Here is a 1,561-nt window from a genome sequence, read left to right on the forward strand (position 1 = left end):
ATTGAATTAGATACACTCAGAGCATTAATTAGGTTGTCAGCTGATCCACAATTAAGATATCTTTCTTTAAAGAAATATGAGAACTGGAGCAAGATGCTCAATGAAATTGGCAGGATGATTGGTGGTTGGATAAAAAGCGTTAAATAGCATATTTTGTGCACATATCATTGGGGAATAGGCCGTTTAAGCCGATCCGTGGTGGCAACTGGAACAACGGTTCCAGTGCTGGTGTTTTCTCTTTGAACTTGAACAACCTTCGTTCTAACTCGAGTAACAACATCGGCTTCCGTGCCGCTCTACCTCAATGCCAGAAGGTAAATAGCTACGGTTATTTATCCAGTGCTTGAGGAAAAGGGGTCTATTTCCCTGCCGAAAGGCAAAAAACTGAATTGTTAAGAAAGCAGTTAGTAGTATACGACGAAGAGTGCTACGCTTAACTACAACTATATTTTGAGGTGATATTTTGAAAAGACACGGCAATTTATATGAGAAAATATATGATTTTGAAAACCTATATCAAGCTTACTTAGAAGCTAGGAAAAATAAAAGATATAGGCAAGATGTATTAGAGTTTACTGCTAATCTAGAAGAAAATCTTATACAAATCCAAAATGAACTTATATGGAAAACTTACAAAGTAGGTAGATACAGAGAATTTTATATATATGAACCTAAAAGAAGGCTTATAATGGCACTACCATTTAAAGATAGAGTTGTGCAATGGGCCATATATAGAATTTTAAATCCGTTGTTTGATAAAACATTCATAGAACATTCATATGCCTGTCGAGTTGGCAAAGGCACTCATGCAGCTGCTGACAGATTGCAATATTGGCTTAGAAAAGTTTCTAGAAAACCAGAAAAATGGTACTATTTAAAACTTGATATATCCAAATACTTTTATAGAGTAGACCATGATGTACTAATTAAAATACTTCAAAACAAAATTAAAGATAAAGATTTAATATGGTTACTTAAAGTAATTATTGATAGTAATGGCATGAAATTCGGATTGCCTTTAGGAGCAGAGCCAGGAGAATGTGAAAGAATAAGTGGTAAAGGGATACCTATTGGAAACCTTACAAGTCAATTATTTGCAAACACATATTTAAATGAACTAGACAAATACTGTAAGCACGAATTAAAAGTCAAATATTATATACGCTATATGGATGATGTTATTATTCTCCATAATGATAAAAAATATTTACATGAAATCAAAAATCTTATAGAAATTTTCTTAAATGAAAGTCTTAAATTACATTTGAACAATAAAACAGCTATAAGACCAATTAGTGTAGGAATACCATTTGTAGGCTTTAGGGTTTGGGCTACACACAGGAAAATGAAAAAGAAATCGGTTAAAAAGATAAAGAAAAGATTGAAATTTATCAAGAAAGAGTATGAAGCTGGTAGAATAGAATTTGATAAAGTAAATGCAACTGTGCAATCATACTTGGGTATAATGAAACATTTTAATAGTTATAACTTGAGGAAGAAATTGTTTGATAATTTTGTATTAGTGAGAGGTAATGATATTAAAAACGAACCATAAAAAAAA

The 1,561-nt window shown here is 31.8% G+C and carries 2 protein-coding genes; both read left to right on the forward strand.

Translation table 11 applies throughout. The annotated features are described in order from the left end of the window. Positions 1-147: a hypothetical protein gene (locus AB4Y15_RS13965; RefSeq protein WP_427340948.1), complete on the forward strand. Its 147-nt coding sequence runs from the start codon at positions 1-3 to the stop codon at positions 145-147. A 316-nt stretch (positions 148-463) separates the two neighbouring features. Beyond that, positions 464-1,555 carry a reverse transcriptase domain-containing protein gene (locus AB4Y15_RS13970; RefSeq protein WP_427340947.1) on the forward strand — a complete coding sequence of 364 codons (1,092 nt, stop codon included), beginning with the start codon at positions 464-466 and terminating at the stop codon, positions 1,553-1,555. Positions 1,556-1,561: the final 6 nt, after the last annotated feature.

Origin of the sequence: Caloranaerobacter longqiensis (genome assembly GCF_050286925.1) — a bacterium.
Lineage (GTDB): Bacteria > Bacillota > Clostridia > Tissierellales > Thermohalobacteraceae > Caloranaerobacter.